Source organism: Methylosinus sp. LW3 (assembly GCF_000527115.1).
Classification (GTDB): Bacteria; Pseudomonadota; Alphaproteobacteria; order Rhizobiales; family Beijerinckiaceae; genus Methylosinus.
This window is the reverse complement of record NZ_AZUO01000004.1, coordinates 82,548-109,236: the sequence shown is the minus strand read 5'-3', so window position 1 is coordinate 109,236 and position 26,689 is coordinate 82,548. Positions and strand designations below refer to the sequence as shown.

Genomic DNA, 26,689 nt, shown 5'->3' with positions numbered 1-26,689 from the left:
GCGGCCGTTCACCCACAGCGGCTAAGGCCGGGGCGCCACGGCAGTCCTGCGAGCGACTGTTGTTGATGAACCTGATCGTAGGCGAAACTTGACGATATAAGAATGGTATGACTGAGTATTTTAGAGACAACAAATCTGGATGATTGAAATGGCATCCCTCGATGTCGAGTCGGTACAGGCTTTCGTGGCCGTCGCTGACCTGCAAAGTTTCACGCGAGCAGCCGAGGCCCTCGGCTCCACGCAAGGCGCGATCAGCGTCAAGCTGCGTCGCCTGGAAGAGCGGATTGGCCAAAGGCTGATCGAGCGCACGCCGCGCCACGTCCGGCTCTCCGCGCATGGCGCCCTCTTTCTCGACCGGGCTCGCGACTTTCTTGCCGCGCACGAAGCCGCGCTGTCGGCGCTCGCGTCCACGACCCCGCGCCGCTTCGGGCTCGGCATCGCCGCACATGTGGCCGGACCGGAGCTTCCGACCCTTCTGGCGCAACTCAACGCGCATGATCCGGGCCTGCGCATCGAAGTCCGCCTGGAGAATTCGCGCACGCTGCTCGACGCCTTCGATCGCGGAGAACTGGACGCCTGTATCATTCGTCGCGAAGACGACCGGCGTGATGGCGAGGTCCTCGGCCCCGAACATTTCGGATGGTTCGCCGCGCCGAATTTCGAGTATCGGCAGGGCGAACCTCTGCGATTGGCGGCTTTGTCGCCTTCCTGTGGCGTGCGCGATATTGCGACCCGCGCCCTCGACGAGGCTGGCATCGCCTGGACGGAAGTGTTCCTCGGTGGCGGCTCGTCGGCAGTGGCGGCGGCCGTCTCCGCCGGATTCGCAATGGCCATCTTTTCCTGTCGCCTAGCTCCGCCCGGCGCCATCGAAATTGGCGAACGCCTCAGGCTGCCGCGCCTGCCTTCGTCGGAGATCGTGCTGCACTCGACGCTCACCGATCCCAAATCGCGTGCCGCGCTTCGGACATTGGCTGCGGCCTTTCGGGAGCACCGCGCGATGGCCGGATAGCGGGCGTGGGACAAACGCCCGCAGCCGGCTACGTATGTCGGACGGTGTCGTCGGCTCCCTCATGACGTCGCTGAGGCCTGTTCTGGCGCGAGCTGATCGACGACGGTGAAGGTCAGGCCCGTCCAATACTCGCCCCGCGTCGGCGGTCGCGATGGATCGTTCCGCCTCCTCGATCACGGCGTAGCCGTCGGACAGCAGGGAACTTTAGACGTGCGGTTGCGGTGCAAGTTTTGCGGATGGCCACGCGAAGGGCTGGCGTTTCATGAAGGTCAGGCAGTCAGCACTGCGCTCCAGATTTCGGGTGCAGTTTGCCTGCTCGCACCCCAGAACCAGCCCACGCACATCACTTCTCGTCCACGCGAATCCTAAGCTGAGCCTGCGCTCGATAATCGGATGTGGTCATGCGCTTTTGAACCGAAAAAAGTGCGACGCTCCTTGACGACTGGCCCGAGGGCAGCATGTTCGGCTCTAACCGCCCGAATTGAATGCGCGATCATCGGCAGCTCCCTTGGCTGGAGCTGAGCCATGACACGCGTCTCACCCGCGGATTCCGAAATCGAGCAAAAAGCTGCGGCAGCGCGCTTCTCTACCATATGGCGAAGGAGGGTACGATGTCGGCTGACGAAGAAGATTGCTCCCGCATTCATGCTTCTTCCGGCTCGAACGCCCCTCATGTGAGGCGGATCGGTGATGTGGCCCACATAGACCGTCGCAATCTATTGCGCGCGGCGACCACTGGCATTGTCGGAACCATTCTCGGCGCACGCTCCGCCGATGCGGCTGGACTTCTTTCTAAACTCCTGGGAGGCGCCGATCCTCTCGTTCCTTCCGCCGCGGCAGCAGAAGCCAATGCTTCACGCCTCGCCACCCTGGGGGATTATGTGTGGCTCACGCCGACAAAGCTCGGCGGCGGCGCTCAAGCTCAGGATCTCGCCAGCGGCAAGACGATGGCGTGGATCGAATATTGGAATTATGGCGACAGCTGTCCAATCGCGCATCATCTCGCGGCCTTTCCTTCGGCGGACCCACGAAAGGGTTTCGAATTCATCAATTCGACGCAGGGCGGCCAAAACGTGCTGATCTACGGCATTCCCACGCAGATTCGCGAACATGGCATGCTCGATCCGTTGTGGGGGCAGGGCAATCAGATCTACCGTGTCGGCTTCGACGGCCGGCAGATGAATTTGCTCGAGAACATCGCCGAAACCACGGGCGTCGGCCTCGGCGTGCATACGGTGATTTTCCCGGACGCCACAGGCTTCTCCGTATCTGACGGCCAGAAGGACGTCGTCGCTTTCTTCAAGCGCGCCACCGGAAACGGCAAGACCGAGGTGATCGATGCATTTCGATTCGACTGGATCGGCAACGAACCCAACGGTCTTCTGGAGGATAATTGGTTCAAGGGCGGCAAGATTCGTATTTTCCGCCTCGTCAAGGCGCCGGAGACAGGTCTCTATGATTGCCGGGGCACGAAAGGCAACAAGCTCGATTGGGAAATGGTGCCGATGGGCGAATATCTCGCCTACACCGGCCAGCTTCCCGGGGACGGTGTGAAGTCTCTGACCGGCGCCGACAATTGCGTCCACCACCCGATCCATCCGCTGTCACTGGTCACGTTACGCATGTTCGCCGTCGGCGTCGTTTTCGACCGCACGACAATGGAGCCTCTCGCCTGCATTTCCTCGCCAGAGGGAACGACGAAGGACGCGATCGCGGTGACGAAGATCGCCGACGGCATTTGGGAGATCACGCTCGATCATGTTGTCACATCCGGCCATGAGTGCGGCTTCGGTCCGCAAGGCAAATGGTTCACCCTGACCAACAACACGCGGCAGAACAGCATGGGCGTGTTCGATTGCGAAGATCGCGACCCACGTAAATGGAAGCGTATCGGAGACTTCAAGGATCCGCATTGGATTGGTTCGACGCCGAGCCCGTTCCATATCACCTATTCGATGGACGGATCGAAGATGTTCGTATCCGAGCTGCACCAGAAGCCGGCGAAAAGCGCCATCGTCGTCGTCGACACCAATAGCTGGACCACGATCAAGCGCTTCGAAAATGTCGGCGTCGACACGCAAACGATGCATGTCACCTATGACGGCAAATATGTGCTGGCGATCTTCAGCGGCTTCCAGCGGCTCGAAGGCGGCACGTTCATCTTTACGCAAGATACATTGGAGCCGGTCGGCTATATTCCGAATTTCGGCGGACACCATGATTGCGTGATCGTTCCACGCAACAATCGAGAGCTGATCCACAGCCGCTGCACCACGGTCTGACTAGCGACGTTCGCGAGTGTGCAATGTCCTTTCTATCCAGCGTGCATCTGCTGCTTCGGCTTGCCGCGCAAAATGTCGGACGGCGGCTGCTCCGAAGCCTTTTTCTTGGTCTCGCGATCATGATCGCGGTCGGGGTCGGCTTCGCTGGGGCGGTGCTCGGCTGGTCACTGCACAATGGCGTTCTAACGAGCTTCTCCCGCATGGGCGCCGATCTGGTCATTGTGCCGCACGGTGCGCTGATCAATCTCACCAGCACACTCCTCACCGTTCAGCCAACAGAGCTGGAGCTCGACGAATCGCTCGGAGAAGCCCTCCGCCGCGCTCCCGGGGTCGTCGTTGCAGCGCCGCAGCGTCTGGTGCGCGCCGGCGTGGAGGGCAGGTCGATCAGCCTCATCGCTTATGATCCGCGCCGCGATTTCACGATCGAGCCATGGCTTCCACAGGGCCTCCGGAGCTCGCTCGGCGCCGAAGAATTGCTGGTCGGCGAACGGGTTCCACAAAAGCCCGGCGAAACGATTTCGATCTGTGGCCGAACGCTTACCGTCGTCGGCAGATTGCGCCACACAGGCGTCGGGCCTGTCGACGAGTCCTATTTTTTGACTTTTGCCGGATTGGATGGGCTGATCGCAGCTGCGCCCCGAGCCGCGGTCGCGCGAGCTCCCGACGCCGAAGAGCTTCATCATCGCGAGCCCCTTCACGCTCATCACTCGGCGTCTCCAGCCACATGCCTTCCCGATCTCGCGCCGGACAAAATGTCCGCCTATCTGCTACAGCTCTCTGCGGGAGCGTCGCTGGAGCAGGCGCGCTTTGCGATCGGACAAATTCCCGGGATCAAGGTCGTTTCCGGCAATCCGATTTTCACGACTGCTCGGCAGTCGCTCGGCAGCCTGCTTTGGGGCGTCGGCGCCTTCGCCGCGCTACTGATCTTGGCGCTGCTCTTTGTCGTCACACTGCTCTTCTCGGCGATCGTGCAAGAGCGCTACCGCGAAATCGGAATGTTGCGCGCCATGGGCGCGCGTCCGGGCCAAATCATCGCCATCACGCTACTCGAATCCGTTCTCATCACGGGAGCAGGCGGCGTCGCGGGCGTCGCCTTCGGGGCCTTGCTGATCTTCTTCGCCGCGCGATCGATGGGCTTTTATTTCGAGTCGCTCGGCGTTCCTCTCGATGGACCTCCGGACGAATTCTTCGTCGTAGCCGGCGTTGTCTGCCTTGTCTTCGGGCTCGCGCTGGGCGTCGTCGGCGCGCTTTTCCCAGGACGACGGGCGATACGCCTCGAGCCCGCGCAGATGATCCAAATGGACGGCGCCCAATGATTCTCCGCGCCACTCATCTGAACAAATCCTACCAGGATGGCGACCGATGCATAGACGCCGTATCGGACGTTGATCTAATGGTTCGGGCGGGTGAGCTCATTTCGATCGTTGGTCGGTCGGGATCTGGAAAGTCGACCTTGCTCGCTATGATCGGCGCGCTTACGAAGCCGACGAGCGGCGACATAGCCATCGCCGGGGAGCGCGTTTGGGAGCTTTCTGAGAAGAGGCTCGCAGACATTCGCCGCAAAGAGATCGGCTTCATCTTCCAATTCTCGAGCATGCTCTCTAATCTTCGCGCAGTCGATAATGTCGCGCTTCCGGCTTTGCTCGGCGGCGAAAGCGCGCCGGAAGAGATTTACGCGCGGGCGCATGATTTGCTGACGCGTATCGGCTTGGCGCGACGCGCCTCCGCTTTTCCCTGTCAAATGTCCGGCGGCGAGCAGCGGCGCGTCGCCATAGCGCGCGCGCTCGTCAACGCGCCGCGACTGCTTCTCGCGGATGAGCCGACGAGTGATCTCGACGAAGAGACGGAAGAGGAGATCATCGCGCTGCTCGAGGCGCTCAGGGCCGAAGAAGGCTTCGGCATGGTAATGGTCACGCACAATCGGGATCTCGCGGCGCTGGCGGACCGCACCCTGGAAATGCGGCAGGGCGTTCTTGCGCCCATCGATGCACGGTGCGCGGAGGCTCCACGTCCTATTCGCCCGATCATTCTGCCTGCGCCAGCGAAACACGAGCCGCCGGCGACCGCGGTCTTCGAAGGCGCGCGGGCCTTGCAACGTCTCGGCGCAAATCTCTGGAGGATGGTTGGACGCGGGGGCCTCGTCGCCGCCCTATTCTTCGGAGTCGCTCTCCTCTCGAATGCAGGCATTGCGCGATATCAGCAATTCGAGATCGAGGCGCACCGCACGCGTCTCGCGGCGCTCGAAGAATTGGCGACGTCGACCTTGAGAAGCGATATCGCCTCGATCGCCAGCCTCGGCGGCGATCGCTTTGAAGTGACGGTCTATCTGGAGAACATAAAGCGGGAGCCGCCGATCTATGTCATGTCGCCGAGCGTGCGCGCGTTCATTCAGGTGGGAACGGGATGGCAGGAGACGACGCTCTCGCCGGTCGCCGATGCGACGGCAGCGGTTTTGAAGGTAACGGGCCGGCAGCTCTATCGTTTCATGCTGGAAACGCGCGTCGAGACGTTCACCGAGCTATTGCCGCATTACATGCATGTCCGCTTCACCAACGACATGCTCGTCAGCCCGGAAAGCACGCCGAAGGACGAGCTGTTTCAACGAAGCGATAATTATTTCGTCTATCTCAAGCCGAAGGATGTCGCGGATGAGACAATTCTCCGCGACGTTCGCTTTCCAGGCGCTCCGCCCTTGTGGATCTGGATGCCGCCGCATTGAGCGCGGTAACGCCCTGGCCCGTCAGCGGCGGCCGGAAGTGTCCTTTCCATGTGACATGGATCTCGTCGCGGAGCTTCAGCAGCAGGTCGAGCTGCTCAATGAAAAGGGCGTCATAGTCCTGCCATGGCGAGGCCGAAGAGAGGATAGGCTTCGCCGAAGGGTTGCGGTGCAATTTTTTGCCGCTCGCCGTGCGATGGGGGCCGACATTCGTTGGGATTAGGCCGCGAGCGCCGCACGCCATATTTCGGGCGCGGTTGTCCCAACCACTCCAAATTTTGCTCAGCGCAAATTGACCCTTCCTGATGCGATGCACGAGTTGGACGCCAGCGATGACGATCGCGGCCCACGATCCGCCGACCCGGCGCGCGAAGCGGTTCCACCGCTTATCGAATTCGGGAACGTAACGCTGAACCCAGCGCATGATGGTCGTGTGAGCCAAAGACAAGCCGCGTTCGGCCATTATTTCCACGAGATCGCGAAAGCTGAGCTTGTATCGCAGATATCAGCGCACGCACAGAACGATGATCTCGCGGTCGAAATGGCGGCCTTTGAAAAGTTCGTCCGCACTCAGCATCAACCATTACCCCAGCGTCCGGTTCCGCTCTCACGGATTATGTCCCGCTCACGCCGTTTGCACCAGAACCCAGCGCTGCCGTTCTATGCCCTCGCAGCGTGAGCCGCGTCACTCTCACACGCCTGCGTCACCTCCGCAGATAAAATTTGCGACACAACCGTCAATCGCTGCGCAGCTTCGACTCGACGAGCGAGGCGATGTCGCGAAGGCGCGTATCACCGCGTCGTCGCGGACGCGCGACGTCGATCGTGACGGAGGCTCGAACCTCGCCCGGCTTCCCGCCGAGCGCGATCACGCGATCGGCGAGATAGACGGCTTCGTCTATGTCGTGCGTCACGAAGAGGATCGTCTTGCCGGTCTCACGCCAGAGCATGAGCAGATCATCCTGCAGGCGTTGCCGCGTCGGCGTGTCGAGCGCGGAGAAAGGCTCGTCCATCAGCAGCACGTCCGGCCGCACCGCGAGCGCACGCGCCAGGGCGACGCGCTGCCTCTGTCCGCCGGAGAGCTGATGCGGAAAGCGCTCGCCAAAACCCTCGAGACCGACGCCGCGCAATGCTTCCACCGCGCGGACGCGGCGTTGCTCTTTGGAGAGCTTCGTCTTCTCGAGGCCGAGCGCCACATTGGCCTCGACGCGCCGCCAGGGAAGCAATCGCGCATCCTGGAACACCAGCGCCATCGCGCAATCGGATCGCGAGTCGAAACGCAGCACGCCGGCTGAAGGCGCCGCGAGGCCGATGAGAACGCGCAGCAAGGTCGATTTGCCAACGCCAGAGGCGCCGAGAATCGCGATGAATTCCCCACGCGCGATGGAAAGATCGAGCCGTTCCAGCACAGCGACATGAGCGCCGTCGTGCTCATAGCCGAGCGCCAGCTCCTCGATCTCGATGAGCGGCGGCGACGGCGGCGGCGTTACGCCTTCCATGTGAGAAGCCTCGATTGCGCGAAGATGAAGGCCATGTCGATCAGGCCATAGAGCGCCGCCATGGTCAGCATGTAGACGACGACGATATCGGTGGCGAGCAGGCTGGAGGCCTGATTCATGCGCTGCCCGAGGCCGGCGACCCCGAACAATTCGGCCGCGACCACGGCCATCCAGGCCTGGCCGAGCGAGGTGCGCACGCCGACGAGAATGCCGGGCAGGCTCGCCGGAAACTGCACCTTCACCAGCTTTTCCCAGCTGGTTCTGAAGCCGAATGCGGCCGCCACCTCGATGAGATCGCGATCGACATTGCGAATGGCGCCATGAGCCGAGAAATAGACGATCCAGAACACGCCGACGGCGATGATGAACATCGCCGCCTTCTCCTCGACGCCGAACCAGAGAATGGCGAAAGGAATCCAGGCGAGTCCGGGGATGGGACGAAGAATGCGCGTAATCCATGCCGTCGCCCATTCGAGCGGCGGATGCGCGCCGGCCGCCACGCCCGCCGCGACGCCGAGCGTCACGCCGACGAGCAGCCCAGCGAGATAATGCGAGAGGCTCGCGCCGACGCAGGCGAGCCAGACGCCATTCTGCAGCTCGCGCCAGAAGGCGCCGGGCAATTGGCTGGGCACGGGCAGAAGCGCGCGCGCTCCCGGCGTGAACAGCGGAACCAGCTCCCAGGCGCCGAGGAATAGCGCGAGGCCCAGCACGGAGGCGAGGCGCCGTCTCACTTCGCCTCTCCTGCGTTCGGCGCGTCGCCGAAGGCGATGAATAGCGCCGACGACCACACTTTCGCGTCGTCGCGCTGACGGCCGAACAGATAGATCGGGCGGAATCCGAACGGGCCGTTGCGCGGGTCGAGCGTGAAGCGTCCCGCGATGTCGCGTGGAAGCGGCGCGTCGGCGAGACGCTCGAAAGCAAGGAACAGCTCGGCCCCGCCGAGTTCCCATCGCAGTTCGCCCTTCTCGAGCAACTCCCGGCCCGTCGCCTCGAAGCGAAACTCCGGCGCATGAACGAAAGGCGCCGGAAAGCGGGGATCGCCGACCTTCACGAAGCCGCCGATCGTTCCCTCGACGAGAAAGCGCGCGGCGGAAAGCTCATCGAGTTCGAGCTCCAGCGCGTCGGAGTCGCCATAGGTCTCCGAGCGAAAAGCGATGTCTGTCGCCCCGGAGCGCCAGGCGCTCTCCTCGTCATGTTCGAAGCCGACGCTCGCGAAGCCGCGCACGACGGCGCCCTGCACGCGCAGACGGCCGTTCCAGCTCGCCCAGCGATAGCGATCCTTTATTCGCGCGCCGCCCCAGCGCAGCCGCACACGCTTGCGCGAGAAGCCCAGCTCGGTATGGAGATTTCGGCGCCAGAGCAGCCCCTCATGGTCGAAGGCGGCGATCTCGTCGAAGCCGGCGTCGCCGAGGAAGCGATAGTCGATCTCGGCCGGCCCTTGATGCTCGAAGGCGTCGCCTTGGAGGCGATCGCCGCACCGGACGATGAGCGCGAGATGTTCGCCGGTCGTCGCGAAACTATGACGCGCGCGCAAGGCGCGGCCGATCGTGACGCGGTCGAGGCTTTCGGCGAAAACGCCGGTCAGCCCGCCGCGCACGCCGAACACTTGTACGCCGGGCGCGCCGCCACCCGGCCGGCCGCGATGCTCGTCGCTGTTCGCGCAGACTCCGAGCCGATAGCCGCGGGCGATCACGTCCTGATAGAGCCAGGGGAAATGCCCCCAGGCCGAAGCGATCTCGACGAGCCGCTCGAGCTCGGGGTGGTGCCAATCGGCGATATAGCGCCGCCCGCCGACATGCGGCACGACGAGATGGGTCTCCGGCGAATGGCCATAAGCGTCCCACAGCTCGTTCACCGGCCAGCGGCCGAGCTCGACCTTCGGAGACTTCATGTCCTCATTCCAGGACAGGGTGCGATTGTGCCGCCCTTGCGCGTCATACGGAAAATCTGGCTCGTCCTCGCCGAGGAAGATCACCTTGTGATCGCCTCCCGCCGTCGAGCTTCCACACCATTCCTGCACCGGATAGGTCACGAAGCGCCCGGGCGCGTCGAGCGCGTTCACGGCGGCGACGCCGTCATGCCAATTGGCGTCGGTGATCTGAAAATCATTGGCCGTGTAGCCGAACACGTCGACGCCGCCGACATTGCGCGCGAAGGCGGCGTTATAGGAGGGGCTGTTGGTGCCGACCGTGTCATGTGCATGAACATGCAGATCGGCGTAGAAGCCGCGCGGCGCCGGCGCGTCCGCGAAGACCGAGAGATAGGCCCGAGCCGTGGGAATCGCGTGCGCCTCCGGCTCGGCGGCCAGCGTCACATCTCCGCGATCGGTCGGAACATCCTCTATTGCGACGCTCGCCCAGCCCTTTTCTGGAAAGACGAGCGCGCGGGAGGCGATCGTGTCGGCGCCCGCGAGAATCGAAAGACGAATGCGGCCGGGAAAATCGCTGACGATATTCCCCCAGCGATCGAGCGCCGAGAGCCGGAATGCCGCGCGAGCGCCCGGACGCGCGAAACGCGGGCCGACCAACGACAACCGCGCCGGCGCGCCGGCGACGATGCGCAGCGAGACGTCGCCCGGCACGGCGACATAACGCGACGTGCCGAGCGGGTCGACATAGGCGCGAAAGCGAAAATCATCATCGACGAAGGTCTGGACCCGCGTGCCGGGTCCGCCGGCCCGGCGATCGCCCAGTCGGATGACGATATGGTCGCCCATGTTGAGATAGCCGTCGATCACATCAACGATCACGGCCTTCTGATAAGGCCGCTCATGTCCTTTTTGATCGAAGCGGACCGAAAGATGCTGCACGCTCGCCGGCGATTGTCCGGGCGCCAGCGGGCCGGCCTGATATTCGACGCTGAGATAATCGGCGCCTTTCGGATCGACCGTCTGAAACAGCGCCCAGTCCGAATAAAATTTGAACGTGACCTTGAAGGTCGCGCCATCGGCGACGCCGCTCGCGCCCACTTCATAGTCCAGAAGGATTTCCCGCCAGGATCCGGCCTCCGCCTCATCGAAACTGCAAGCGAGCCGGCCGGCGAACGGCGCTCGCTTCATCTTCTCATGGAGCCCTTCCGGCGCGACCGGCGCCGAGGGTCGCGATCCCGATGGCTGGGTCCGCACCCGATCCTTCTCATCAGACAATCCGACGCTCCTTTTGTTCTGTATCGACCATAGACTAAATCATCATACTGACGCAAACTCACGCCGTCACAATTCGAGACGGAGGAAAATCAGTGTCGAAGAAGCTCGTCGCGATGGCCATCGCCCTCGCCTTCCATGCCAGTTGCACCGCGGCCGAAACGGTGACCGCGCGCGTCGGGGTCATCCCCGTCATCGGCGCGGCCCCCCTGTTCGTGGCGGAGAAGGAAGGCTGGCTCCGCGAGAGCGGACTCGATCTGCAGACCAAGGTCTTCGAGAGCGGCCCCAATATCGTTCAGGCGGCGGCGAGCGGCGGCATCGACATTTATATCGGAGGCGTCGCGCCTGCCGCCGCGGGACGAGCGAAAGGCATCGACCTGCGCGTCGTGGCGGCCCTCGCCGTCGATGAGAATGTGCTCGTCGGCGGCCCCAAGCTCAAAACGTTCTTCAAAAAAGGCGTCGCGCCGGCGGCGGCTTTCAAGGCATTCCGCGCCGCCAATGGCCGCCCGGCCAGAATCGCCACCCAGCCGCCCGGCTCGGTGCCGGCGGCCAATCTCCAATATTGGCTCCGCGAGGCGACGCATACCGATCCCTCGGACGTCGAGATCATCTCCATCGGCATAGACGCGACGCAACAAGCGCTGCTCGCGAACGCCGTGGAGGCCGCGACGGTCCGCGAGCCGACGCTCACGATCGTGCAGAAAGCCAATCCAGAGATCGCGCTGATCGCCGGAGGCTCGGAGCTGTTTCCGGGTCAACCGGGCACGGTGGCGGCGGTCTCGAAGGATTTTCTCGAGAAGCACCCGCAGCAGACGCAAGCGCTGGTCGACGGGCTCGTCCGCGCTGTGGAGGAACTGCAGAAAAATCCCGATCGCGCCGCGCCCCATGTCGAAGCGGCGCTGTCCAAGGGCATCGTCGACGGCGCGACCATTCGAAAATCGCTATCCTCGCCAGCCGTTCATTTCGTGGTCGATCCGAAATCGATCATAGAATCGACCGAAGCGCTTCTCGCCTATCAGGTGAAGCTGGGCGTGGCGGACAAGGCGCCGAGCGTCGACGGCCTCTTCGATTCGAGCTTCTTCGACAAGACCACGAGCGAGAAATCGTTGAAGAAGTGAGCCGAAGTCCCATCGCGAACGATCGGACTCCGTTTCCGCGCCTGCGCATCGATTCGGCGCACATCACGCTCGATATCGATGACACCTTCGGCGCCGTCCGCGGCGGCCAGCCGTTGCGCCTCTTCAAAACGTGGCCGGATCGAAGCCTGTTCCGGCGACCGCGTTACGTCTGGCCTTGGGGAGCAAATTTTGGGGATGGCCGCACGAAGGGAACTGGCAATTCCTGAGGATCAGGTAGCGAACTCCCTCCGAAGGATTATGTCCCGCTCATGCCGTTTGTACCAGAACCATTTCGGCGTGGTTCGACGCTCGATCTTCGGGAGAGATGACGCCTCGTCGCAACAGTTCCGTAACCTCCTCGGCAGGCACAGGACGACTGAAGTAGAAACCTTGAACGCTCTGACATCCCGCCTGAACCAGGAAATCCAGTTGCCCGACGGTTTCGACGCCCTCGGCGAGCATTTCACATCCGAACTCTTGCACGAGGCCGATCGTGGCGCGAACGATGGTCGCGCTGCCCGGATCGTGCGGCAGTCCGCGCACAAATTGCTGTGCGATCTTGATTCGGTTCACGCGATAGGTGAGCAGATATTCGAGCGAAGAGTACCCGGTGCCGAAATCGTCGATCGCGATGCGAACGCCCAAGGCGCGAATTCGATCGATTGCCGTCGTCTCTCCGCGGGAGGATTGCATGAGAACCGATTCTGTCAGCTCGATCTCGATCGAGCTCGGATCGAGATCACACATGTCGAGCTCACGTGCGAGATCGGACTCAAATCGCGACGCAGTGAAGAGCTGGGCGGCCGAGACATTGACGCCGACGATCGGCGGACAGATTCCGAGATCGCGCCAGAGTCGGGCCTGGCGACAAACATTCGCGAGCGCCCATGCGCCGATCGGCGTGATGAGGCCCGTCCGTTCGGCGAGCGGTATGAAAGCTCCCGGTCCCAGCAGCCCGCGACTGGGATGATTCCATCTGAGCAGCGCCTCAACGCCGATGATCCGTCCGGACGGCCACTCGACCTCCGGCTGATAATGGAGTTCGAACTCCTCCCTTTCGAGCGCCGAGTTGAGCTCCTCGAACAGGGTCACGCGCTCACGCACAGCGCGGTCGTGCGCCTCCGAATAGAAGCGGCGCTGATTATATCCCGCAGACTTTGCTTCATAGAGCGCGAGATCGGCGCGCCTCAGCAATTCTTCTGGCGCGACGATAGTCGCTCCGAATATCGAAACACCGATGCTCACTGAGACGTGGACTTGCTTTCCCATTATCGTGAACGGCGCCGCCACAGAACGGATTATTTTTTCCGCGACCTCATCGACCGCCTCTCGCCGCGCGGCGTCCTTCATGAAAATCCCGAATTCGTCTCCGCCGATGCGCGCGATCGAGGCTGTATTACGTATAGCCTGGCCGATTCGCTCCGCGGCGGCCCGTAGCAACTCGTCTCCGAACGAATGACCGAGCGTCTCGTTCACTTCCTTGAAGCGATCCAGATCGAGATACAGAACAGCGAATGACGCGCCGTCTTTTTCGCCTCCACGAAACGCTTCCGTCACCCATTCCTTGAAGGTCTCGCGATTGGGCAGGCCCGATAGGAGATCGGTGCGCATCGCGCGCGCCATTTCCTGCTCGGCCTTTTCACGAACCTCGATCTGCTTTTCGAGGTCGGCGGCGAGCGCGGCCTGCGCCAGCTCGCGTCGCGCCAACGATACTATCCAACGATTGGCGCGCACGCCCAATAGCAGAAGCGCCATGACAAAAGCCGCGGACATGAGGCCCATCGTGCCGGACGTCGGCTCCGGCCGGGCGAAAAAAGCCAAAATGGCCGGCATGGCCGTCGGCGCCCCAAAGCCGAGCATAGCCGGCAGAAACGCTGCGTCGATCGTCACGGAGCCCGCGATCATGCCGCCCAGCACGAAGGCGATGAAGACGTGAAAAGATGGATCGTCGGTGAGCAGGAGGATTGATGCGGACAGCCCCCATAGGCAACCCGTCGCCGTAGCCCCGGCAGTGAAGCGCAGCGCCCAGCGGCGCGCGGCGTCGTCCGGCTGCGGCTCGCTCTTGTAGAGCCATGAATTGTAGAGCCGCAAGGAGACGATGACGGTCAGCGAACCCACCCAGAGAAGCAAAACCCATCTCGGATACAAACTCTGCGCTACCCAGGCGGTGAGGACGGCATTGAGCAGATTGACGGGCAATACCGCCGTGCTTCCATAAAGGACCCGAACCTGTTCGCTCAGGACCGCCGGATCGAGCGCTCTGGGATCGGCGACCTGCGCCCGCTCTTCGTACGTCATTCGTCCTCCGCCAATTCGACCGCCCCCTTCCAAAACCGTCATTTGTCCGGCGAATCCTCGTGGCGGAATCGAAAGGCGCTCGTCGAGCACACGTTACTTATCTTTCATGGAAACAACAACTCCGTCACACGACGACGGCGCTAGAGTATATCTATAGTTGTAGGCGATAAACTACTATCGCCGCTCGGAGGCTCTTCGCTGCGCGGCGATGACAAGAATTGGGTCATCCTCACTTTCCGTGCTCGGCGATTGACGAAAGCGGCGACATCCGCGCGCGCAGGAGTTCGGCGCCTGCGCGGCCATACATCGAGCGCTTGAGAGTTTTCAGCCGATTGATTTGTCCCTCTGTTTGTCCGTTGCTCCAGGTTTCTGTCACTCCATTCTTGACGGTTTCGATGTCGCGTCGCAACGTGCGGACGAAACGCTGGATTGCGAATAGGCCGCAGCGCTGCGCGTCGTTCAGCCAAGTTTCGAGCCCCTTGACGTTCTTGCTGCGAAGAATGCCGCGAAAGCGCATGGCAAGTCCGCGCATAATCACGAAGTCCGGTGAAGCGTCTTTCAGAGCTGCCGCCTTCGTTGTCTGAGCCGGCGTCAGCTGACCACGCGGCTTCATGCGGAGCGCCGCCGCGACAATCGGGGAGATCAGCCACCCGGTCGCGGGATCAACAGCACGAGGCGTCGCTGGCGTTTCGGCAAGGACGTCCCCTGTTGTCGTTGGCTCCGTTTTCGCGAGCTTTGGCGCGAGCACAGAAGATGACGACCGTGCGCCACGTTTCGTGAGTCCCAATCGTGCGAGAACGCGCTGCATATTGGTCGCGAGGACCCACTTTTTCGGAAGTCGGCGCATGTCCTGGCTGCAACATGCGGTCGACGCGCCGGCATAGCCGATATATCCGGAGCCTTCTGGATTTGCCGGTCCAAGGATCTTTGGTCACCGTAAAGCTCCATACGAGCCGTTGGCGCTGCCTGAACGACGAGTGTGACCGCCAAACATTCTCAGAGCAGCTATCCGATATTGCGAGGCCTTACGCGCGTCAGACCGAGAGGGTCGTCGAGCTCATCCGGCTGTTCGGACACGGCGTCCGCGGCCGGCCGGCCGAACGGTTGATGAAGCGCCTCGGCCTTCCAACGAGTGACGACACGATCCTGAGACCGGCCGCCCCAGCAAGTCGGCAGCACGGAAAGTGAGGATGACCCCGTTAAAGGCAATTCAGTTGCTCCTAACGCAGGATTCGCGGAGTTAAAGGCAACGCGACAGCCGCTCTGTGGCGCGCGGGCGAATTCGTTCCGCTCGAGGATCTCATCCTTCATGACGCCGGGACGGACGCGCATACTCCGACATACCGGCTCGTGCGGGCTCATGCCGTTCTGCTCGTGCGCCGCATCGCCGATCGCGAACCGGGTTGGCCGCTGACGATCGAGGGACTTGCTAGTCTGCGTGGCGTGTCGCGACCACACGGTATTCTCCTCGAGGCGACCGCGGCCGGGTCGCGCGCCCAGACGCGGCGGAGCATGAGCTCGAGACCGTGGAGCGATCCTCGACAGGGGAATTCGACGAGATCGACGAACTATTGGCGCGAACGTCGCGTTTGGCAGAGCGCATCGAGCCGGCCCAGCGGAAACGGGACGACTCTGGTTTGGTTTACGATGAGGATTGGGACGAGGAGGCCGCCTCGCCGAGTGGCGCGAGCGCCTCGGCACGGCGAGCAATCTTCCGCCCTTGATGGCCGCAGGCGTGGCGCTCGACGCGATCGTGCCCCTGGAGATGGTGTAGCTCAGGTCGGTCCCGTTCGAGGGACTCCGGCATCAGTCGGTTTGATCAGGCGGCCACGGCGGGCAGCTTGACGATGGGATCATCGCTCAAAGCGGCGATTGTTTCCAGGGTCATATAGCGGCCACGCTGCACGGCCCATTCGTCATTCTGTTCCAACAAGATCGCGCCGACGAGGCGCTTGATCGCCTTCTCGTTCGGGAAGATGCCGACGACCTCGGTGCGGCGCTTGATCTCGCCATTGAGGCGCTCGATGCCGTTGGTGGACTGGATTTTCGGCCAGTGATCCTTGGGAAAGCTCGCATAGGCGAGCACGTCGCATTCGGCGTCGTCCATGAAGGCGGCGAGCTTTGGGAGCGTCGGCCGGAGCTGATCGGCGACCTTGCGCCATTGCGCCTTGGCGGCGCTCTCGTCCTCTTGCGCGAAAGCGGTGGCGATCAGCGCCGAGACGACGCGCCTTCCGCTCTTACCGGCGTGGGCGAGCGCGTTGCGCATGAAATGCACGCGGCAGCGCTGCCAGGAAGCGTTCATCACCTTGGCGACGGCGGCCTTCAGCCCCTCATGCGCGTCGGAGATGACGAGCTTGACGCCGCGCAGTCCTCGCCGGCGCAGGCCGCGCAGGAACTCGGTCCAGAAGGTCTCGGCTTCGGAGGGGCCGGTATCCATTCCGAGAACTTCACGTCGTCCGTCGGCGTTGACGCCGACGGCGACGATCGTCGCCACCGAGACGATGCGGCCGTTCTGGCGCGCCTTCACATAGGTGGCGTCGATCCAAAGATAGGGCCAGTCGCCCTCGAGCGGGCGCTCGAGGAAGGCGTCGACCTTCTCGTCGATCTCCTCGCAGAGCCGGCTGACCTGGCTCTTGGAGACGCCGGAGCCGCCCATGGCTTTGACGAGATCGTCGACGGAGCGTGTCGAGACGCCATGCACATAGGCTTCCTGAATGACCGCTGCGAGCGCCTTCTCGGCCATGCGGCGCGGCTCGAGGAAGCAAGGGAAGTAGGAGCCTTTTCTCAGCTTGGGGATGCGCAGCTCGACGGTCCCGGCGCGCGTCTCCCAATCGCGATCACGATAGCCGTTGCGCTGGACACGGCGGTCCGCCGAACGCTCGCCGTGGGCGGCGCCGGTCAGGGCGCCGACTTCGAGCTCCATCAGCCGCTCGGCGGCGAAGCCGATCATCTCACGCAGGAAATCCGCGTCCGGGGACTTTTCCAGCAGGGCGCGAAGGTTCATCATATCGTCGGTCATCGGTGTTTCCTCGGTTGCGTTCGAATCGCAAACCGATGCTACCGGAGAACCGCCGATGACCGCCCAGCGGCGCTCGGACGCGCTGCGCGTCGGCCTACGGCCTACGGCCTCCGCTCCGCGCGCCCGAGCGCCGCTGCTACACCTCTCCAAGGGGCACGATCCTCGACGCTTGGGAAGAGATCGAGCCTTTACAGCACAGCGCATGGCTCTGGCCCTTGCTCGCCGCAGCCTTGCTACAGCGCCGGGGAAAAACGCGGCATCATCTCTCAGCGCTGCATGCGGGATTTCGTAACGCCAAATTTCGGACGAGCCGGCAAAGTGATTATGGATCGCGACTCATGGTGTTCACACACGCGGTCGAACTCATGGCAAAGGCGGATTCGTCGCGCGCGAGCTTCTACTCAGAAAATGCAAAGACCGCAGAACGAATTCGAGGCTGCCGCGGTTTGTCGACCTGTGTCTGGAGTCGCCGGTCGTGACCGTCCCTTTCGTCGCCAAAGAACTCCGAATGTCGCAGCAAGCCGCGACCACGATGATCGGCGAACTCTCGTCGAACCTTCGCGAGTTGACTGGACGAAGGCGATACAGGGCTTGGGCTGTTATATGAAAGTGTGAAGGGATGGCCATCATCAGGAGTCATGTGTGATGGTTGGCATGTATGAATCGCCGATGGGATTCGACGTTGATTGGCGTTCTAAACCGTTGAATTTTTGCGCTCCGCGGGGGCAAAACCGGGTGTTTGTTCAAGCCAGATCCCGCACGGTGGGCGAAGAGCCGACTTCCGATTTTATGATCGCGCGACGAACCGAGCGAACGGAGTATCTCGAAACGTTGGAGAGAGAGGCGTCGAGGCCGGTTACGAGACTACTTCCTGATGATGATGGCGAGGCTCGACCGGAGCATCGAAATCGCGTCGTGGGCCGATTGGAACAACCCCACTCGGATTCAGCCAGGGATGGCTGCCGTAGTAATGACCCTTGATGTGACCGAAATCGACGGTCGGGCGGATTGCCGGGTGCTGGTAGAGCGCCCTCGTGTAGCGCCAGAGAGCGGGATAATCGACGAGCGCCCGCAAATTGCACTTGAAGTGACCGTAATAGACCACATCGAATCGCACCAGTGTCGTAAACAGCCGGATATCGGCTCCGGTCAATTGTTCGCCGACCAGGAAGCTGCGGGTCTCGAGGCGCTGCTCGAGCCAGTCCAGCGTCTCGAAGACATCCGCGACGGCGGCCTCATAGGCTTCCTGCGTCGCGGCGAAGCCGGCGCGGTAGACGCCGTTGTTGAGGCCGGCGTAAACGCGCTCGTTGACGGCGTCGATCTCGCTGCGCAGCTCGGCGGGATAATAGTCGCCTTCCGCCGCGCCTATGCGATCGAAGGCGCTGTTGAACATCCGCAGAATCTCTGCCGATTCGTTGGAAACGACTTTGCGGCTGTCCTTGTCCCAGAGCACCGGAACGGTTACGCGCGAGCTGCAGTCCGGCTCGGACAATGTGTAGAGCTGATGCAGCCATTGCACGCCATTCACAGTGTCGGGAATGACGCCCGGGCCTGGCTGGAACGACCAGCCGTCCTCGCCCATCAGCCAATGCGCGACCGAAAGGCCGACGAGCTCTTCCAGTCCTTTCAGCCGGCGCATGATGAGCGTGCGATGCGCCCAGGGGCAGGCGAGCGAGACATAGAGATGATACCGGCCCGCTTCGGCCGGAAAGGCGGGCGCTTTGTCGGTTTCCGTCAGGCCGATCCAATTGCGGAATACGGCGGGTGGGCGCCGCAGCCGGCCGTCCTCGAGGAGCTTCTCGACGCCGCCGCGCCGCCACTGGCCCGCGATCAACTCACCCATGGAGCTTCTCCTTCGTCGCAGCGCGGATCATAGGCGCGACCTTTGCTCCGAGAAGCTCGATCGAGCGGCTCATCGCATCGGTGTCCAGCATCGCCGCGCTCATTTGAAAGGTGAGCCGCGAAACGCCGCCCAGAGCCTCGCTCGCTGCGAGCGCACGCCGGGCGACGGTCTCCGGGTCGCCGATCAGAAACGCGCCATGGGGCGAGCACATCGCCTCGAAGCCGGCGCGCGTGACGGGCGACCAACCTCGTTCACGGCCGATCTGCGTGAACATATAGGCCCACCCTGGGAAGAAAGCGTCCTTGGCGGCTTGGTCGGTGTCGCCGACGAAGCCCATTGCGTGAACGCCGACCTGGAGCGTCTCCTCCGCATGGCCGGCGCGGCGGCCCGCCTGCCGATAGAGATCGACGAGCGGGCGGAAGCGCCGGAAGTCGCCGCCGATGATCGCGACCATGAGTGGCAGGCCCAGCGCGCCGGCGCGGATGAAGGATTGCGACGTGCCGCCGACGCCGAGCCAGATCGGCAGGCGGGCCTGATGCGGTCTGGGGAAGACGCCCTGGCCGGTCAGCGGCGGCCGGAAGCGTCCTTGCCATGTGACATGAATCTCGTCGCGGAGCTTTAGGAGCAGGTCGAGCTTCTCGGCGAAAAGGGCGTCATAGTCCTGCATGGCGAGGCCGAACAGCGGATAGGCCTCGCCGAAGGATCCGCGCCCGACGACGATCTCGGCGCGTCCTTTCGCGATGAGGTCGAGCGTCGCGAACTCCTGAAAGACGCGGACCGGATCGGCGGCGCTGAGCACGGTGACGGCGCTGGTCAGGCGGATTCGCCGCGTCCGCGCAGCGGCGGCGGCCAGGATAACAGCGGGCGCCGCGTCGAGAAATTCCTCGCGATGATGTTCGCCGACGCCGAACACATCGAGCCCGACGCGGTCGGCGATCTCCACTTCGTCGAGCAGACGCTCCATCCGCTCGGCGGCCGATATGATTTTCCCCGTCGCAGGATCGGGGATGATCGCCGCGAAGCTGTCGACGCCGATTTCCATGCAGCTTCCTCGAGAATTAGGCGGGAGAGCGCGTCACGTGCTCGCGGCGCCCTTCGACAAAAGGCCGTCGACGGCGTCGAGTAGGAGAGAAGCCTTCTCGACGCCGAGCGCATGATCAGGCTCGGAGGCGGCGGCCGTCCAGGCTGAACGAGCCGGCGCCGAAGGCGGCGATCTGAAGAAGGCCGCCGACGATCGCGACGTTCTTCAGAAAGTGGATCATCTGGTTTTGATCGGCGAAGTTCCTGTGGAAGAGCACAGCCAAAATAAGCGTGAAGGCCGCCAGGACCAGGCTGACGAGTCGCGCTCTATATCCGACGAGCAGAAGGAGGCCGCCGCCGGCCTCGACGATGACCGCGACTCCCAGACCGAGAAGCGGGGCCGGCAATCCGACCGAGGCGATATAGCCTTGCGTGGCCTCGGGGGCCGCGAGCTTGCCGAGACCGCCAAGGATGAAGAGCGCGGCGATCAGCAGGCGGCCGACAAAGGCGAAGGCGTTGGTCTGATTCATGTCGATAGAGCTCCAGAGGTTCGGTGATAGCGGGAGGGCGTCGCCGCCGGGTCAGGCGGCGAGCGAAGCGATTTGGGCTTTCGCCCCGGCGATGGCGGCCGCCTTCGGCTCTTCGCCGAGATTGAGGCCTTCGGCGCGGATGATGGTGACGTCGGTCAGGCCGATGAAGCCGAGAACGCCGCGCAGATAGCTCTCGTGATGTTCGAGCGCGGCGGCCGGGCTGTCGCCGGTGTAGACGCCGCCCCGCGTCGAGGCGATGACGACCTTCTTGCCCTCGGGCAGCAACCCTTGCGGGCCATTGGGGCCGTATTGGAAGGTGCGGCCGGCGACGCAGACACGGTCGATCCAGCCCTTGAGCTGCGAGGGGACCGAGAAATTATACATGGGCGCGCCGATCACGATGATGTCGGCGGCGAAGAGATCGTCGATATAGGCGCCGCCGAGCGCGAGATCCTGACCAAGAGCCGCACTCGTCACCTCGCCGCCCTGGAAGACTGCAATATGCGCATCCGAGAGGTGGAGCGCGGGCTCGGCGACGAGGTCGCGGCGGATCACCCGCGCGCCCGGATGAAGGACCAGCGCTTTCGCCACAACCTCCGCGGTGAGCGCGCGGCTGACCGAATATCCGCCGAGGATGCTGGAATCGATGTGCAGGATCGTCGTCATTGGGAACTCCTCCGAGCCGCCTGCGTGAGGCGTCATAGCTTTGCGAGCGAAGAGGTTTTTCAGAGCGCGAAACATCGAGTGAGTAAGTCGCATGGTTGTGCGAACAGGAGAAGCCGGCATATCTTTATACTTACCATCGGAGAATCCGATGTATTGGAGACAGCTATGCTGGACGGGGTCTCTCTGGATCAATTGCGCGCTTTCCTCGCCGCTGTGGACGAGGGCAGCTTTTCCGCCGCGGGGCGGCGGCTGTCGCGCACACAATCGGCCATCAGCGAAGCGATCGGCAGCTTGGAGACGCGTCTAGGTGTCTCTTTGTTCGATCGCAGCGGGCGCTATCCCCGGCTGACGAGTGAAGGCGCTGTCCTCGTCGCCGATGCGCGGCAGATCCTATCCGGCGTCGATGGCCTGAAGGCGCGCGCCAAAGGCATGGCCGCCGGGCTCGAGGCCGAGCTGGCGATCGCGGTCGACGTCTTCTTTCCGATCGAGGCTCTGGCCGGGGCGGCGACCCAATTCCGCGAGCAGTTTCCCCGCACGCCGCTACGGCTCTATGTCGAGGCGCTCGGGGCGTCGGTGGAGCCGGTGATCGACGGACGCGCGAGCTTCGGCATCGCGGGACCCTTGCCGATGCTGCCCGGCGGGCTCGTCGCCGAGCGCCTGACCCACGTGCGCTTGTTGATGGTCGCGGCAGCGAACCACCCGTTGGCCACTTGGAAGGGCGTCATTCCGAAGGAGGAACTGGCCCGGCACGTCCAGCTGGTCCTGACCGATCGCTCCGCCTTGACGGCCGGGCGTGAGTTCGGAGTCATGGCGCCGACCACTTGGCGCCTCGCCGATCTCTTCGCGAAGCACGCCTTTCTTTTGAACGGACTGGGCTGGGGCGGAATGCCTCGTCATACCGTCCAATCCGATCTCGACGCCGGCCGGCTGGTCGAACTCGCGATCGAGGACATACCTTCTGGCGGGCTCGCCTTACCCATGTCCGTCGTCTATCGGGCGTCCGACCCGCCGGGACCGGCGGGCCGCTGGATGATCGAGCGTCTCGCGATGTGTCCAAAGCAGATGGGCGACGAGGACGTGATCGCCTGATTTTCGATTCGCGACTTGAAAAACCGATCTGCGGCGGCGGCCTTCTCATCCGGCTATAAGGCTGTGGTGCAAATTTCACGAATGGCATGAATTTGGGTTCGGGCGTTCTTTGGTTCAGGCGGCAAGCACCGAGGTCTAGATCTCCGGCGCTATCTTGCCGGCCGTGCGGCTGGCGTCGGCGACGAGGATTTGACGGCCCAGGGCATCAGCTCGTCGATGCGCGACTGCGGATGGCCATCGGTGATTGCCTCGAGCGTCGCCTTCATCCAGGCATAGGGATCGACGCTGTTCAACTTGCATGCCGCAAGAAGCGAAGCGAGACGTGTCCAGGAACGCCTACCTTCATCGGAGCCGGGATCATAGTGCTGGGTTTCTGACATTCGAAGCGGAGGTCAAATATCCGTTTCACCCGCTGGTTGGTCAGAGTGTCGTGGTCGTCGGAGACCTCGTGCATGACGGTGTTCGTTATTTCCTGATTCGTCAGGCCCATGGCAGCACCTATCAAATTCCCGAATGGATGTTCGCTCAGGAGGCTAGCGCTCTTGCGATCGTAGCCATTCCGCGGCTTCCCGTCGGCCAACTGATCCTCTTGCGCCGCTTCGCCGATCAGCTCATGGCTAATTTCCCGGGATCGAAGATTCCGGAGGGGTCGGCCATGAAAAGGTTGTCGTACACGCAACTGGACTTGTTCGTCATATCGGTCGAACCAGTGGCATTGACCGACGCGGAGCGGCAGATGGCGGGAGATGAGGAGGTCTATCTGAAAGTCTACGACAGCGTGTCCGAAGCGCGCGCTTCGATCGGCCGGTATCTGGCCGTCTACAACGAGGGGTGCCCCCATTCGTCGCTTGACGGGCATACGCCCGACGAGGCCGACTTCGACGAAAAGGAAACAGCGATGGCCGCACCAACGTCGCCGTCGATTTTGTCGCAGCTCTGGTCTGTCAATCGGCATCGAAAATTGGCTCTGACTCACTTCTGATGCACTTGCGGCGCCGGGTGGCGCTGGTTTCACAGGGAATCAGCGCCATGACGACTGCTCTGCGTCCTTCGGCAATCATTCCGTCAGGGTTCCGCGTCGACCGCGTTTCGATTGAGGGTGAGATGACGACGATCGAGGCGCGCGCCATCGCCGCGACGAGGACATGTCCGGACTGTGGTTCGATTTCCAGGCGCGTTCACAGCCACTACTCGAGACGGCTTTCGGATCTGCCGCTCGCGGGGCGCGTGGGTCGCATCTCCCTGACGGCGCGGCGCTTCCGTTGCATGACGCCGACATGTCGCCGATCCATTTTCACCGAGCGGTTCGGTGATGACATTATCGCGGCCCGCGCCCGACGAACCGCCCGCCTCGAAAACGTCGTCCATCATCTGGCCCTCGCGCTCGGCGGCCGATCGGCTGCGGGTCGAGCCCGGCGCCTCATGATGCCGGTCAGTAACGATACGCTGCTCCGGGTCGTGCGCCGCGGGGGTCGGCCGTCGCCGCCGCCGCCGACCGTAATCGGCATCGACGACTGGGCGTGGAAACGCAATCGGCGCTATGGGGCGATCATTTGCGATCTCGGGCGCCATCGTCCGATCAAGCTGTTACCCGATCGGGAGCCGGCAACAGCGCAGGCATGGCTCGCCGGACAGCCGCAAATAGCCATTGTCGCGCGAGATCGCGGTGGCGGCTTTGCGCTCGCCGCCAGCAGGGCGCTTCCCGGCGCTCTTCAGGTCGCCGACCGCTGGCATCTGATGGAAAACGCCAGCGCCGCCTTCCTCGGCGCCGTGCGCAAATCGATGCGCTGCATACGATCCGCGCTCGGAGCGACGTTCGTCGACCCGGCACTGCTCACCGCCGCGGAGAAGCTTCAATACGAGGGCTATCTGCGCCGCGAAGAAGTCAACGCCGCTATTTTTGCGCGGGCCGAGCGTGGCGCGTCGATCAAAGAGATCGTGCGGGAGACGGGCAATAGTCGCGGGCTCGTTCGAAAGATTCTGCGCGGCCAGCGCTCGGAAATTTTCCGTACGCGGGAGAGTTCACTCGAGCCGCATCTTCCATGGCTCGACGCGCAATGGGCCGCCGGCTGTCACAATGGCGCTGAACTGTGGCGACGTCTCCAAGCTGCCGGCTTTCGTGGATCCTTGCGCGTCGTCTCCGAATGGGCGGGCCGGCGCCGCCGCTCGGAAAAGATGGACGCGGCTGGCTTGCATCGAACGCCCTCGGCGAGGACCATTGCGCGCCTGATGACGAGTGGCCGGGACGCGCTGTCGACGACGGAGACGCTCACAATCGCAGCAATTGAGGACAGCGTTCCTGCTCTTGTCGAAGCGCGCGCCGCCGTCGCCGCGTTTCAAGCCACGATCCGCAAGAAAGCCGGCGACGACCTCGACGGCTGGATCGACCGTGCAAAAACCGGCCTCCTGGCTTCCTTCGCGAGCGGCGTCACAAAGGACCGCGCCGCCGTCGTGGCGGCGATCACGAACGTTTGGTCGAACGGCCAGACTGAAGGCCAGATCACCCGGCTGAAGTTGATCAAGCGCCAAATGTATGGGCGCGCAAAACTCGATCTCCTCGAAGCCCGGCTTCTCGGAGCGGACTGACGAAAAACTGCACCAGAATTGCGTCAGAGCCAACGCGCCACGCCGACTGACATTCGCGGGCTGATTTCGGCGCCGCAGCCTAGATCCGCCATGAGCTTTCGCTTCTTTTTGCGAACGTCATCGTCGACTTTCGTCGCCTCATCGTGGCGCGAAATCCCGAGCGATGTTGCATCTGCGCTTTCGAACAGAGCAACCTTGCTCTTCGCGCAGATAAGGTGAATCTGCTCATCCGCGAGGTAAGTAAGATCGAGAATTTTCGGCCTGTTTCCCAGGAACGGATCATTGCGAACGAGGTCTTCGACGAAAAGAAGTCCAGATTTGTCGACAATCACGAAATCCGCATCAGTGCGGCTGATCACCTCGGCGGCCCTTGCATAGGGTTGGACGAAGCGCTCGGCTTGAATGACGTGGACCGGAAGCAGAATGATCGCGCCGATAGCGCAACCGATTGCGAGCATTGCTCCGGCCTCCGGCTTTGCGCGGCCGCTTGTGCGCGTAGAGAGATCGATCCATCCGTAGGCCGCGAGCAGCGAAAAATTCCCGAGCAGCCCATGCATATAGCGATATCCCCAGCCATGACCCTGATAGGGAAGGACGACGAACATGGCGATGAGCGTGAGGCAAATGCCTGCAGCCAGCTCCCAGGCGATTCCGGAGCGGTCGCGTATTTGCTTGTAGGAGAGAAGGACCAAGGGAAGAAGAACCGGGTTCTGCCAAATGACGAATCGCAAAATGTTCTTCGCCATAAGGTCGGCGCCCGACCATTGAAAACTCGTCAGAAGAGCTACAACTCGGGCAATAAAATAAACAAAGCCGACTTCGTCCGAGGCGTCCATAGAGACGCCGCCCCATAGGGCGAGCAATTGCCAATAGCTGATCCAAAAAAGGAGAACGATCGCATAGCTGACGATATACGCCGTCGCCATCGTTCGTCGCTTCGATCTCCAGAGACGCAGAATGAAGGGCGCCGCAAAGAGCGGGTGGAAGATCGCTTGATGCAAACCGATCGCGAGCGCTCCGACGATGATCGCAGCCGCGTGTCCGGCTTCGTCGTCGCGGACAAATAGCCAGAGCCAGAGCATATCGAGGGCGAGATGGGCGGTCATCGCGTAACTCGTCATCGAACCGACGAGAAGCTGCGAGGATGTGGCCGTTATCGCGGCGGCGACGAGCGCTGGAGCCGCATCTGAAGGCCAAAGGCGCCGCGCGACAGCAAAGACTGCGATGACTGCGAAGGCGGCGAGAAGCGGATTGGTCGAGGCCGGATCGACAAAGCCGCCCACCGCTCGCAACGCCGCGTTCACCGGCAGATATGCGGAAACGAAGCCATCAACCCGGTCGATAGGGACCATGAATGCCGGCGCGAGCGCAGACGCAAAGGGCCGATGTTCTGGAGCGATGGACGCGATCAGATGGCCGGAGCGGAAAATCGTTGCGTCGAAGTCCGCCAAGATCTCGTCACGTGACAGATGATAGTCGTGGAACACCAAATGAGTTCCTACGACGCCGCAGATCAGGACGAAGAGCGCGAGCAGCGTCACGGCCATGTTGCGTCGAGATCGATCGTCGAGATCGATGAAGCTCCGGTGCAACTTCGGCCGTGCAATAGCTACAATTGCGAGAAGAATGGCAACGCCGACAAGCCATAGCGCGTCCTGGCTGCGGAAAAAATATGTCGTCAACCATACAAATTTCGGCTGCTTCGCTGTGGCGATTAGAACAGGTTCCGTCATAGACGAGATGATTACCCCGAAAAAAATGATCGCGATCGAAATGATCGTCACGCCCTTCAAAGTGAGGAAAAATGACGAGTTGCGGCCTTCTGTATCGGAAGCAGTATCGAGATCAAACATAATTTTACCTCTATTATCG

22 protein-coding genes and 3 pseudogenes are annotated in these 26,689 nt (G+C 62.6%); 12 read left to right on the top strand and 13 right to left on the bottom strand.

Annotation, left to right across the window (positions count from 1 at the left end; all coding sequences use genetic code 11):
* Window positions 1-148: 148 nt before the first annotated feature.
* The 4 genes from METLW3_RS0123420 to METLW3_RS0123405 all read left to right on the top strand — a co-directional run bounded on the left by METLW3_RS0123420 (window position 149) and on the right by METLW3_RS0123405 (window position 6,010).
* Entirely contained in the window at window positions 149-1,009 is an 861-nt protein-coding gene (locus METLW3_RS0123420; RefSeq protein ID WP_024882153.1) for a LysR substrate-binding domain-containing protein, read from the top strand.
* 692 nt (window positions 1,010-1,701) lie between these two features.
* The gene (locus METLW3_RS0123415; RefSeq protein ID WP_245267491.1) at window positions 1,702-3,291 is read left to right on the top strand and encodes a hypothetical protein; all 1,590 of its coding nucleotides are present in this window, start codon (window positions 1,702-1,704) and stop codon (window positions 3,289-3,291) included.
* A gap of 23 nt (window positions 3,292-3,314) precedes the next feature.
* A complete protein-coding gene (locus tag METLW3_RS0123410; RefSeq protein ID WP_024882151.1) occupies window positions 3,315-4,607 on the top strand; it encodes an ABC transporter permease in 1,293 nt (430 codons plus the stop codon).
* On the top strand, window positions 4,604-6,010 hold the full coding sequence (locus tag METLW3_RS0123405; RefSeq protein WP_024882150.1) for an ABC transporter ATP-binding protein: 1,407 nt from the start codon (window positions 4,604-4,606) through the stop codon (window positions 6,008-6,010). The genes METLW3_RS0123410 and METLW3_RS0123405 overlap by 4 nt, the downstream gene beginning before the upstream one ends.
* A 379-nt stretch (window positions 6,011-6,389) precedes the next feature.
* Here METLW3_RS0123405 and METLW3_RS28600 read toward each other — a convergent pair.
* The 4 genes and pseudogenes from METLW3_RS28600 to METLW3_RS0123390 form a co-directional block, all read right to left on the bottom strand.
* A pseudogene (locus METLW3_RS28600) lies at window positions 6,390-6,584 on the bottom strand (IS6 family transposase); the annotation flags it as partial.
* Window positions 6,585-6,744: 160 nt separating this feature from the next.
* Window positions 6,745-7,506, bottom strand: a complete 762-nt coding sequence (locus METLW3_RS0123400; RefSeq protein ID WP_024882149.1) for an ABC transporter ATP-binding protein — start codon at window positions 7,504-7,506, stop codon at window positions 6,745-6,747.
* Entirely contained in the window at window positions 7,494-8,237 is a 744-nt protein-coding gene (locus tag METLW3_RS0123395) for an ABC transporter permease subunit (protein ID WP_024882148.1), read from the bottom strand. Before METLW3_RS0123395 ends, METLW3_RS0123400 begins: the two co-directional genes overlap by 13 nt.
* Window positions 8,234-10,564: a hypothetical protein gene (locus METLW3_RS0123390; RefSeq protein WP_245267490.1), complete on the bottom strand. Its 2,331-nt coding sequence runs from the start codon at window positions 10,562-10,564 to the stop codon at window positions 8,234-8,236. Before METLW3_RS0123390 ends, METLW3_RS0123395 begins: the two co-directional genes overlap by 4 nt.
* A gap of 179 nt (window positions 10,565-10,743) precedes the next feature.
* On the opposite strand from METLW3_RS0123390, the gene METLW3_RS0123385 reads away from it, so the two are divergent.
* Complete coding sequence (locus METLW3_RS0123385; protein WP_036310352.1) at window positions 10,744-11,766, top strand: ABC transporter substrate-binding protein; 1,023 nt, start codon at window positions 10,744-10,746, stop codon at window positions 11,764-11,766.
* Window positions 11,767-12,033: 267 nt separating this feature from the next.
* Here the strand turns inward: METLW3_RS0123385 and METLW3_RS0123375 are convergent, their stop codons facing one another.
* Window positions 12,034-14,154: an EAL domain-containing protein gene (locus tag METLW3_RS0123375; protein ID WP_245267489.1), complete on the bottom strand. Its 2,121-nt coding sequence runs from the start codon at window positions 14,152-14,154 to the stop codon at window positions 12,034-12,036.
* Window positions 14,155-14,293: 139 nt separating this feature from the next.
* Window positions 14,294-14,728: pseudogene (locus tag METLW3_RS27920) on the bottom strand (transposase); the annotation flags it as partial.
* Window positions 14,729-14,853: 125 nt separating this feature from the next.
* On the opposite strand from METLW3_RS27920, the gene METLW3_RS26490 reads away from it, so the two are divergent.
* Both METLW3_RS26490 and METLW3_RS29205 read left to right on the top strand, forming a co-directional pair.
* Entirely contained in the window at window positions 14,854-15,252 is a 399-nt protein-coding gene (locus METLW3_RS26490) for a transposase family protein (RefSeq protein WP_280949445.1), read from the top strand.
* A gap of 466 nt (window positions 15,253-15,718) precedes the next feature.
* Complete coding sequence (locus tag METLW3_RS29205) at window positions 15,719-15,838, top strand: DUF1612 domain-containing protein (RefSeq protein ID WP_245267488.1); 120 nt, start codon at window positions 15,719-15,721, stop codon at window positions 15,836-15,838.
* Between the two features lie 45 nt (window positions 15,839-15,883).
* On the opposite strand, the gene METLW3_RS0123355 is transcribed toward METLW3_RS29205, so the two are convergent.
* On the bottom strand, window positions 15,884-17,083 hold the full coding sequence (locus METLW3_RS0123355; protein ID WP_024882141.1) for an IS256 family transposase: 1,200 nt from the start codon (window positions 17,081-17,083) through the stop codon (window positions 15,884-15,886).
* 215 nt (window positions 17,084-17,298) lie between these two features.
* On the opposite strand from METLW3_RS0123355, the gene METLW3_RS29200 reads away from it, so the two are divergent.
* Window positions 17,299-17,562 (top strand): DUF1612 domain-containing protein, encoded by a 264-nt coding sequence (locus tag METLW3_RS29200; RefSeq protein ID WP_245267487.1) that lies wholly within the window; start codon window positions 17,299-17,301, stop codon window positions 17,560-17,562.
* Window positions 17,559-17,690, top strand: a complete 132-nt coding sequence (locus METLW3_RS29195) for a helix-turn-helix domain-containing protein (RefSeq protein WP_245267486.1) — start codon at window positions 17,559-17,561, stop codon at window positions 17,688-17,690. The genes METLW3_RS29200 and METLW3_RS29195 overlap by 4 nt, the downstream gene beginning before the upstream one ends.
* A gap of 249 nt (window positions 17,691-17,939) precedes the next feature.
* Here METLW3_RS29195 and METLW3_RS26485 read toward each other — a convergent pair whose 3' ends face one another.
* From METLW3_RS26485 to METLW3_RS0123335, 4 genes are all read right to left on the bottom strand, one after another.
* Window positions 17,940-18,926 carry a glutathione S-transferase family protein gene (locus tag METLW3_RS26485; protein ID WP_026598314.1) on the bottom strand — a complete coding sequence of 329 codons (987 nt, stop codon included), beginning with the start codon at window positions 18,924-18,926 and terminating at the stop codon, window positions 17,940-17,942.
* On the bottom strand, window positions 18,919-19,968 hold the full coding sequence (locus METLW3_RS0123345) for an Atu2307/SP_0267 family LLM class monooxygenase (protein WP_024881640.1): 1,050 nt from the start codon (window positions 19,966-19,968) through the stop codon (window positions 18,919-18,921). Before METLW3_RS0123345 ends, METLW3_RS26485 begins: the two co-directional genes overlap by 8 nt.
* A 115-nt stretch (window positions 19,969-20,083) precedes the next feature.
* Window positions 20,084-20,476, bottom strand: a complete 393-nt coding sequence (locus METLW3_RS0123340; protein WP_036310345.1) for a DoxX family protein — start codon at window positions 20,474-20,476, stop codon at window positions 20,084-20,086.
* Between the two features lie 51 nt (window positions 20,477-20,527).
* Window positions 20,528-21,142, bottom strand: coding sequence for an NAD(P)H-dependent oxidoreductase (locus METLW3_RS0123335; RefSeq protein ID WP_024881638.1), 615 nt, complete (start codon window positions 21,140-21,142; stop codon window positions 20,528-20,530).
* Window positions 21,143-21,307: 165 nt separating this feature from the next.
* Between METLW3_RS0123335 and METLW3_RS0123330 the strand changes: the two genes are divergently transcribed.
* Entirely contained in the window at window positions 21,308-22,231 is a 924-nt protein-coding gene (locus tag METLW3_RS0123330; protein ID WP_024882139.1) for a LysR family transcriptional regulator, read from the top strand.
* A gap of 149 nt (window positions 22,232-22,380) precedes the next feature.
* Here the strand turns inward: METLW3_RS0123330 and METLW3_RS28955 are convergent, their stop codons facing one another.
* Window positions 22,381-22,524, bottom strand: a complete 144-nt coding sequence (locus METLW3_RS28955) for a transposase domain-containing protein (RefSeq protein WP_166671925.1) — start codon at window positions 22,522-22,524, stop codon at window positions 22,381-22,383.
* A gap of 455 nt (window positions 22,525-22,979) precedes the next feature.
* On the opposite strand from METLW3_RS28955, the pseudogene METLW3_RS27900 reads away from it, so the two are divergent.
* Both METLW3_RS27900 and METLW3_RS0123310 read left to right on the top strand, forming a co-directional pair.
* Window positions 22,980-23,111 (top strand): annotated as a pseudogene (locus METLW3_RS27900) (integrase core domain-containing protein); the annotation flags it as partial.
* A gap of 149 nt (window positions 23,112-23,260) precedes the next feature.
* A complete protein-coding gene (locus tag METLW3_RS0123310; RefSeq protein WP_024882137.1) occupies window positions 23,261-24,817 on the top strand; it encodes an ISL3 family transposase in 1,557 nt (518 codons plus the stop codon).
* Window positions 24,818-24,840: 23 nt separating this feature from the next.
* Here METLW3_RS0123310 and METLW3_RS26470 read toward each other — a convergent pair whose 3' ends face one another.
* Window positions 24,841-26,670, bottom strand: a complete 1,830-nt coding sequence (locus tag METLW3_RS26470; protein WP_157516674.1) for a hypothetical protein — start codon at window positions 26,668-26,670, stop codon at window positions 24,841-24,843.
* Between the last annotated feature and the right edge of the window lie 19 nt (window positions 26,671-26,689).

What these genes read in the sequence shown, in the direction of transcription:
- METLW3_RS0123420 (WP_024882153.1), top strand. Translation starts at nt 149, where the DNA reads ATGGCATCCCTCGATGTCGAGTCGGTACAGGCTTTCGTGGCCGTCGCT.
- METLW3_RS0123410 (WP_024882151.1), top strand. Translation starts at nt 3,315, where the DNA reads ATGTCCTTTCTATCCAGCGTGCATCTGCTGCTTCGGCTTGCCGCGCAA.
- METLW3_RS0123405 (WP_024882150.1), top strand. Translation starts at nt 4,604, where the DNA reads ATGATTCTCCGCGCCACTCATCTGAACAAATCCTACCAGGATGGCGAC.
- METLW3_RS0123400 (WP_024882149.1), bottom strand. Translation starts at nt 7,506, where the DNA reads ATGGAAGGCGTAACGCCGCCGCCGTCGCCGCCGCTCATCGAGATCGAG.
- METLW3_RS0123390 (WP_245267490.1), bottom strand. Translation starts at nt 10,564, where the DNA reads ATGAAGCGAGCGCCGTTCGCCGGCCGGCTCGCTTGCAGTTTCGATGAG.
- METLW3_RS0123355 (WP_024882141.1), bottom strand. Translation starts at nt 17,083, where the DNA reads ATGACCGACGATATGATGAACCTTCGCGCCCTGCTGGAAAAGTCCCCG.
- METLW3_RS26485 (WP_026598314.1), bottom strand. Translation starts at nt 18,926, where the DNA reads ATGGGTGAGTTGATCGCGGGCCAGTGGCGGCGCGGCGGCGTCGAGAAG.
- METLW3_RS0123345 (WP_024881640.1), bottom strand. Translation starts at nt 19,968, where the DNA reads ATGGAAATCGGCGTCGACAGCTTCGCGGCGATCATCCCCGATCCTGCG.
- METLW3_RS0123340 (WP_036310345.1), bottom strand. Translation starts at nt 20,476, where the DNA reads ATGAATCAGACCAACGCCTTCGCCTTTGTCGGCCGCCTGCTGATCGCC.
- METLW3_RS0123335 (WP_024881638.1), bottom strand. Translation starts at nt 21,142, where the DNA reads ATGACGACGATCCTGCACATCGATTCCAGCATCCTCGGCGGATATTCG.
- METLW3_RS0123330 (WP_024882139.1), top strand. Translation starts at nt 21,308, where the DNA reads ATGCTGGACGGGGTCTCTCTGGATCAATTGCGCGCTTTCCTCGCCGCT.
- METLW3_RS0123310 (WP_024882137.1), top strand. Translation starts at nt 23,261, where the DNA reads ATGACGACTGCTCTGCGTCCTTCGGCAATCATTCCGTCAGGGTTCCGC.
- METLW3_RS26470 (WP_157516674.1), bottom strand. Translation starts at nt 26,670, where the DNA reads ATGTTTGATCTCGATACTGCTTCCGATACAGAAGGCCGCAACTCGTCA.